We start from the raw sequence: 7,594 nt of genomic DNA, 5'->3' as shown, positions 1-7,594 counted from the left end.
CACCAGCACTTCGACCGTGTCTTTGGGGTCGGTGAACGCGCCCACCCACACCTGGGTTGTGATGTCCTTTTCGACGGCGGTGCCGCCTAACTCCTCGGCCAGCCGCCGCACCCGGTCGAACCGCCGGGCGCCCACGTAGACGTGGTACCCCTGCTTCGCGAGTTCCCGGGCGGTGGCCTCACCGATTCCCGAGCTGGCTCCGGTGACGACGGCGGTGCGAGTGCTCATGGACAGTGATCCTATTCGCCGCCGATTCGCTGTCGCCTAGCCTGTCGGCATGGCTATTCGCGATGCTGTCAGTGCCGATGGAACCAGGATCGTCTACCGGGTGAGCGGCCCGGAGACCGGCAGGCCCCTGGTGCTGCTGCACGGCTGGGCGGGCAATCTGCGGTGCTGGGGCGCCGCGGCCGACGATCTGGCGCAGCGGTATCGCGTGATCGCCGTCGACCTGCGCGGGCACGGTTACTCCGACGATCCCGGCGCGGGCTACGACGATCCGAAGGCGTGGGGCGCCGACGTCGCCGCGGTGCTGGCGGCCGAGGGCATCGAGTCGGGTGCGGTGCTGCTCGGCTGGTCCTACGGTGGCATCGTGGCCACCGACTATCTGGCCACGCACGGTAGCTCGGCCGTCGCCGCCGCCATCTACTGCGGCGCGCCCGCCAATATCGGCCCGAATGTGCCGGGTGCGGCGCCCGGTCCGGCCATGGAGAAGGCGATTCCCGGCGTCTTCGACGAGGCCGCCGGTCGCGCGGTGCGCGGATTCTCCGTGTTCGGCAATGCCAATACCGGTCCCGGCGAGGACAAGGGCGTCGATGCCCAGCGCCTGTTCGGCACCAGCCTCGCCACCACGCCGTCGGTGCGCAAGGCGCTGTTCTACCGGACCATCGACAACACCGAAACCCTGCGCGCGCTCGACATCCCGGTCCTGGTCCTACACGGCACCGAGGATCCGGTCGTGCCCGCCGCCAACGGTCGGTACATCGCCGACAATGCCCCTGACGCCCGCATCTCGCTGTGGGAGGGCGCCCAGCACGGGCTGTTCATCGAGGACCGTCCGCGCTTCTTCGCCGAGGTCAGCGCTTTCATCGACGCGCTGGACTGAAGTTCACCCCCGGCTTCTGTGAACTATCGATGTTTCAGAAACTGGGGTGAGCGCGCAGTGCGATGCCTGCCCTGTATCGCACGGTCTTTCTTCCGGCCGGGCATGGAGGTGACACATGGGCGTCATGGCGCGTTGTGGACTTCTACTGGCGGCGTGTCCTCTCGAGCGCTGCTGGATCGCAGTTTCGGCGGAGCATTTCAGTGGTGAATCGATGGCAATTCGGACCGCGTGGTGCTCATCATGAGCATGCGGCACCAGGTAATCTGATGGTAGCTGGGTTGGCATTTGCACAGGTAAAGCCCCCTTTCTGTGCGGCTGTGACCAGCTGATCCGCTCGTCGTTAACGCTGATGTGATAAGACTGTGATTGTGCTCGATGCCTAGTGGGTTTGTTTGCACAGGGCGGCGGAAAGTCTTCTGGTAATCGTCACAATGTTTTCGCGAATCCCTGTGTAGCGTTCGGGAATGCCGTTTGATCGCGGCAGGAAGGGTTCGGCGTCGAGATCGGAGTTCGATGATGTTTGGTCGGGCAGTGGGCGCTCGGATCGTTGTGGTTGTGCTCGCCGCGCTGGTTGGCGTGGGGATGGCATCGCCCGCGATGGGGGCCGAGCAGGCGCGGATCGAGGATCAGCGAACGGAGCCAGATCAGACGATCGATGTGGGCGTGTACTCGCCGGCGATGGACACCGTCACCCGGGTGCGCGTGCTGCGCGCCGCCGACCCGGACAAGCCCGCCCCGACGCTGTATCTGCTCAACGGAGTCGGCGGCGGCAGCGACGGCAACTGGCTCGATCGCACCGATGTGGTCGAGTTCTTCCAGGACAAACAGGTCAATGTGGTGATCCCGTTCGGCGGGGCGGGCAGCTACTTCGCCGACTGGCGGGCCGACGATCCGGTGCTCGGCAAGCCGCGCTGGACCACCTTCCTCACCAAGGAACTGCCGCCGGTGATCGACGCCGCGTTCGGCGGCACCGGCGCCAACGCCATCGCGGGACTGTCGATGGCGGGGACCTCGGTGTTCCAGCTCGCGCTCGCCGCACCCGGCCTGTACCGGGCCATCGGCTCCTACAGCGGCTGTGTGCGCACCAGCGACGCGAGGGGACAGGCGATCGTGCGCACGGTGGTCGGCAGCAGGCTCGGCAATGCCGCCAATATGTGGGGCCCGCCCACCGACCCCGAGTGGTCGGCCAACGACCCCTACCTGCACGCCGAAGCGTTGCGCGGCACCGACGTCTACATCTCCTCCGGCACCGGGATCCCCGGCCCGTACGACACCATCGCCACCCAGAGCGACCCGCTGCAGCTGATCTTCGGTGCCACGCTGGAGGCCGTCACCAACCTGTGCACCCAGCAGCTGCGCGACCGGCTCCAGTCGCTCGGCATCCCCGCGACGGTGGATCTGCGGCCCAACGGCACCCACTCGTGGGGCTACTGGGAGCAGGACCTGCACAAGTCGTGGCCGGTCTTCGAGGCGGCGCTGGCGCGGTGACCGTGACGGCGAAAAACCGCTCGCGGCGGCGGCGCCGATCGGGCAGTCTCGGTATCGGCCACCGCGTGAACTCACTCACGAATACTCTGTGACGACCGTCACCGATCCCGGTAGGGATGTCGGTGGCGGCGTCGCGGCGTGCACACTGGAGGGTGTGAGTCAGCGTCGTCCGGATCTCTTGCCCCACCGCATCGCGGTGCTGTCGGTGCATACGTCACCGCTGGCGCAGCCCGGAACCGGCGATGCGGGCGGCATGAACGTCTACGTGCTGCAGACCGCGCTCGAGCTCGCCAAACGCGGCACCGAGGTGGAGATCTTCACCAGGGCGACGTCGTCGGATCTGCCGCCGGTGGCCGAGGCCGGGCCGGGTGTGCTGGTCCGCCACGTCGTCGCCGGACCGTTCGAGGGTCTGGACAAGAACGACCTGCCCACCCAGCTGTGTCCCTTCACCGCCGAGGTGCTGCGCCAGGAGGCGCGTCACCTGCCCGGCCACTATGACCTCGTGCACTCGCACTACTGGCTCTCCGGCCAGGTCGGCTGGCTGGCCCGCGACCGCTGGCGGGTGCCGCTGGTGCACACCGCCCACACGCTGGCCGCGGTCAAGAACGCCGCGCTCGCCGAGGGCGACGCCCCCGAACCCGAGACCAGGGTGATCGGGGAGAAGCAGGTGATCGCCGAGGCCGATCGGCTCGTCGGCAACACCGGGGACGAGGCCCGTCAGCTCGTCGACCTGTACGGCGCCTCGCTCGATCGCATCGATGTGGTGCCGCCCGGCGCCGACCTGTCCCGCTACCGGCCCGGCGACAAGCTCGCGGCCCGCGCCGAACTCGGCCTCCGTCCCGACGAGCAGGTCGTCGCCTTCGTCGGCCGCATCCAGCCGCTCAAGGCCCCCGACGTGCTTGTCCGCGCCGCCGCGGACCTGATCCACCGCGATCCCAGCCGCAAGCTGCGGGTGCTGATCGTGGGCGGACCGTCCGGCAGCGGCCTGGCCAGGCCCGACGCGCTCATCGAGCTGGCCGCCGACCTCGGCATCACCGAGCAGGTCACCTTCCTGCCGCCACAGCCCGCCGACCGGCTCGTCCAGGTGTATCGGGCGGCCGACGTCGTCGCCGTGCCTAGCTACAACGAATCCTTCGGGCTGGTCGCCATCGAGGCGCAGGCCAGCGGCACCCCGGTGCTCGCCGCCGACGTCGGCGGACTCGGCACCGCCGTCCGGCACCGCGAATCCGGTCTGCTGGTTCCCGGGCATCGCACCCCCGACTGGGCCGACGCTCTCGCCGCCCTGCTCGACGACCCGGACCGGCTGGCGCGGATGAGCGCCACCGCCGTCGACCACGCGAGCCGGTTCTCCTGGGCGCACACCGCCGAGGGCCTGCTCGACAGTTACGCTGCCGCGATGGCCGGATTCCGCGCCGAACGCGGCCGGATCGACCTGCACGCGGGCGAGACAAGCCAGGCCAGATCGCGGGCGCTGTGGCGGCGCCGGACGGGAGTACGCAGGTGAGCGCCGTATCGCAGGTGATCGACGAGACGCTGCGTGATCGCGAGATCGAATACACCCGCCACAGCGACGACACCTTCATCGTCGTCCTGCCCGGCGAACGCAAGCTCAAGACCACGGTGATGCTGACCGTCGGCAAGCACGGCGTTCGCATCGAATCGTTCGTCTGCCGCAAGCCCGACGAGAACTTCGAAGGCGTCTACAAGTACCTGTTGCGCCGCAACCGCCGCCTCTTCGGCGTGTCCTACACCCTCGACAACGTCGGCGACATCTACCTCGTCGGCCGCATGTCCGCCGAGTCGGTCACCGCCGACGAACTCGACCGCGTCTTCGGCCAGATCCTCGAAGCCGTCGACACCGACTTCAACATGCTGCTCGAACTCGGCTTCGCCGAATCCATCCGCAAGGAATGGAAATGGCGCGTCGCCCGCGGCGAATCCCTCCAGAACCTGCGCGCCTTCGAACACCTCATCGACGAGTCCGACCAGGTCTGAACCGGTGCTGGGCGAGGGGCGCCCAGCACCGTGTCACCTCAGCAGTTCGTCGGGACCGGTTCGTTGCGGAAGCGGGACTCGACGTAGTTCCACGCGTCGATGAAACCGGCCGCGGCGGCGGTCATGTGCTCGGAGATCTCGATCGTGGCGAGCTGGATCGGCGCACCCTGGGAGCAGAAGTGGGCCACCGACTCGGCCACCGGCCCGTACGGGGTGAGGGTGTCGTACTTGCCCTGCCAGATGTAGGTGGGCGCGGTGGGCGCTCCCGTGAAGTGCACGAGGCTGTTCTCACGCAGGACGCCGCGGGCAACCTGGCTGGACATCAGGTCCTTGGAGGCGGCCATCTGCTCGGCGTTGCGGAAGATGCCGTGGAAGAGCAGGAAGCGGCGGCACGCGTCCTTGGTGAATTCGCGGAACCACAGACCTTGCTCGTTGAGCGAATCCGAGACCGGCACCTGCTCCGGGTACTCGCGCTCGATACCCATGGCGGCCGCGAAGGCCAGGCCGAAGCCGGGGTGCGGCGCGAAACCGAGGGCGTCGGCCATCAATTCGAGGTCGGCGGGGATACCACCGGCGACCACGGCCGCGAGCTTCATCTCCGGCGCGTAGGTCGGCTGCAGCGCACCGGCCCATGCGGTCGCCATGCCGCCACCGGAGTACCCGGCCAAGGCGACCGGCGAAGTGCCGAGGCCCAGCTCGGCGACCTTCTGGACGGCCCGCACGCTGTCCAAGGTGACCATGCCGCTCATCTTCGCCGCGCCGTAGGCGACGGTGGGGCCGAGGTAGTCCGGCACCGACACCGCCCAGCCGCGCCCGATCGGCAGCATCGCGCCGGGCGCGTCCTGCAGCTCGCCGTTGAACAGCGACTTCGACGGGTTGCAGCGCGTGCCGATCGAGTTGATGAGCGCCTGGTAGGACACCAGCGGCGGGTTCTTCACACCGATCGGCATCAGCACGGTGGTGATGCCCATGATCGCGTTGCCCGCGGAGTTGGTGGAGCGGAAGGCGACCTGCCAGCCCTCGGTACCGGGGTAGAGCATGGTGTCGATCCGGCGTGTGCGCACGACATCGCCCGGCGCGAGCGCACCGATGTCACTCGGTGCCGTGAAGAACGGATCCGGATCCGGGGTCGGATACAACGGGTTCGCACCCGCCGGTGCGGCTAGGAAGCCCACACACAGCAGACTCAACACCAGTACAACGATTTTCGACACAGCTATCCTTCATCAGAGTAGTGCTGCCCAACTGACAAGACCCGACCCGCGTTGAAGTATCTAACGAATCGGCTCTTTATGTACCGACCAGTAGTCAAAGTGTCGCGTGCCACATTCGGTGATCTTTCACATCGACCGGCAGAGAAAGCGCCTCGTCGTGCCGTGACGACGATGTGGATACGCACCAGGTGGACAGGAGGGCGATGACGGCACTGGCACTCGACATCGGAGCGACCAAATTCGCTGCGGGACTGGTCGATCCGGACTACACGCTGCGTGAGGTGCGCCGGGCGGCTACCGATGCCGACGATCCGTGGGCGGTCTGCCGCGAACTCCTGCTCGCTGTGGCGGGCGACAGACCGGTGACCGCGGTCGGCATCGGTTCGGCCGGACCGGTCGACGTGCCGGCCGGGGTGACCAGGCCGCTGAACCTGCCGCGCTGGCGCGACGGGTTCGCGATCGTCGCCCACGTGCAGGCGCTGTTCCCCGAGGCCGCGGTGCGGTTCGCGATCGACGGCGCGTGCCTGGTGCTGGCCGAGCATCGCGTCGGCGGGCTGCGCGGGGTGGACAACGGGCTGGCGCTGACGGTGTCGTCCGGGGTCGGCGGCGGCATCATCGCCGACGGGCGCGTGCTGGCCGGGCGCACCGGCAATGGCGGGCACATCGGGCATATCGTCGTGCCAGGTGACGACACGCCGTGCAGTTGCGGGGGCTCCGGGTGTGTCGAGGCCGTCGCCGGGGGGATGTCATCGGTGCGCTGGGCGCGTGCGCGGGGGTGGACCGGTGCGACCGGCGCCGAGCTCGCCACGGCGGCGTACCAGGGCGACCCGGTGGCGACCGCCGCGATGGCCCGGGCGGGAACCGCACTCGGACAGGCGATTTCCTCCGCGGCCGCTCTGCTCGACATAGACCGCGTGGTGATCGGTGGCGGCTTCGCGCACTCGGGCGCACCGCTGTGGGAGCCGTTGCGGGCCGCCGTCGCCCGGCACGCGCGGCTGGAATTCCTGCGCGAGCTCACGGTGGAGCTGTCGACCCTGGCCGGCGGCGCGACCCTCGTCGGCGCGGGAGTCCTCGCGGTGGAAGCGGCGGGAACCGGCGCTCCGACGGGGTGTGCGAAGCCGGGTTCGACGAGGTGGCGTGGGTCTGATCCAGGCCTTGATGCCAGAATGGCCCCATGACCTACACCCTCGTGCTACTGCGCCACGGCGAGAGCGAATGGAATGCCCTCAACTTGTTCACCGGCTGGGTGGATGTGCACCTGACCGACAAGGGCATCGCCGAGGGCAAGCGGGCGGGCGAGCTGCTCGCCGAGCACGACGTTCTCCCCGACATCGTCTACACCTCGCTGCTGCGTCGCGCGATCAGCACCGCCAACAACGCGCTCGATGCCGCCGACCGGCTGTGGATCCCGGTCATCCGCGACTGGCGCCTCAACGAGCGCCACTACGGTGACCTGCAGGGCAAGAACAAGGAGCAGGTCCGCGAGCAGTACGGCCAGGACCAGTTCATGCTGTGGCGCCGCAGCTACGACACCCCGCCGCCGCCGATCGCCGACGACAACGAGTACAGCCAGGAAGGCGACCCGCGCTACGCGGGCATCGAGGTCCCCAAGACCGAATGCCTCAAGGACGTCGTCGCCCGCATGATCCCGTACTGGGAGAACACCATCTCCCAGGAGCTGCGCACCGGCAAGACCGTCCTGGTCGCCGCCCACGGCAACTCCCTGCGCGCGCTGGTCAAGCACCTCGACAACATCTCCGACGAGGACATCTCCAGCCTCAACATCCCCACCGGC

Annotated in this window: 8 protein-coding genes; 6 read left to right on the top strand and 2 right to left on the bottom strand. The window is 68.5% G+C overall.

The window, feature by feature from the left end; translation table 11 throughout:
• Window positions 1-228, bottom strand: a 228-nt coding sequence (locus tag ACFWPJ_RS11180; RefSeq protein WP_378849715.1) for an SDR family NAD(P)-dependent oxidoreductase, incomplete at its 3' end; no start/stop codon positions are given.
• 49 nt (window positions 229-277) lie between these two features.
• On the opposite strand from ACFWPJ_RS11180, the gene ACFWPJ_RS11175 reads away from it, so the two are divergent.
• The 4 genes from ACFWPJ_RS11175 (at window position 278) to ACFWPJ_RS11160 (ending at window position 4,585) form a co-directional block, all read left to right on the top strand.
• Window positions 278-1,102 (top strand): alpha/beta fold hydrolase, encoded by an 825-nt coding sequence (locus tag ACFWPJ_RS11175; protein WP_378849714.1) that lies wholly within the window; start codon window positions 278-280, stop codon window positions 1,100-1,102.
• Window positions 1,103-1,615: 513 nt separating this feature from the next.
• Window positions 1,616-2,590, top strand: coding sequence for an alpha/beta hydrolase (locus ACFWPJ_RS11170; RefSeq protein WP_378849712.1), 975 nt, complete (start codon window positions 1,616-1,618; stop codon window positions 2,588-2,590).
• A gap of 145 nt (window positions 2,591-2,735) precedes the next feature.
• Window positions 2,736-4,094 carry a D-inositol-3-phosphate glycosyltransferase gene (mshA, locus tag ACFWPJ_RS11165; RefSeq protein WP_378849729.1) on the top strand — a complete coding sequence of 453 codons (1,359 nt, stop codon included), beginning with the start codon at window positions 2,736-2,738 and terminating at the stop codon, window positions 4,092-4,094.
• The gene (locus tag ACFWPJ_RS11160) at window positions 4,091-4,585 is read left to right on the top strand and encodes a YbjN domain-containing protein (RefSeq protein WP_378849711.1); all 495 of its coding nucleotides are present in this window, start codon (window positions 4,091-4,093) and stop codon (window positions 4,583-4,585) included. The genes mshA and ACFWPJ_RS11160 overlap by 4 nt, the downstream gene beginning before the upstream one ends.
• A gap of 38 nt (window positions 4,586-4,623) precedes the next feature.
• Here the strand turns inward: ACFWPJ_RS11160 and ACFWPJ_RS11155 are convergent, their stop codons facing one another.
• Window positions 4,624-5,799 (bottom strand): lipase family protein, encoded by a 1,176-nt coding sequence (locus ACFWPJ_RS11155; RefSeq protein ID WP_378849709.1) that lies wholly within the window; start codon window positions 5,797-5,799, stop codon window positions 4,624-4,626.
• Window positions 5,800-6,002: 203 nt separating this feature from the next.
• Here ACFWPJ_RS11155 and ACFWPJ_RS11150 point away from each other — a divergent pair, with 203 nt between their 5' ends.
• Window positions 6,003-6,977, top strand: coding sequence for an ROK family protein (locus ACFWPJ_RS11150; RefSeq protein ID WP_378849707.1), 975 nt, complete (start codon window positions 6,003-6,005; stop codon window positions 6,975-6,977).
• A partial coding sequence (locus tag ACFWPJ_RS11145; protein WP_378849706.1) for a phosphoglyceromutase occupies window positions 6,974-7,594 on the top strand: 621 nt, incomplete at its 3' end. The genes ACFWPJ_RS11150 and ACFWPJ_RS11145, both read left to right, overlap by 4 nt.

The sequence above is a fragment of the Nocardia sp. NPDC058497 genome (assembly GCF_042720195.1).
Taxonomy (GTDB): Bacteria; Actinomycetota; Actinomycetes; order Mycobacteriales; family Mycobacteriaceae; genus Nocardia.
This window is presented reverse-complemented; position numbering and strand designations above follow the sequence as displayed.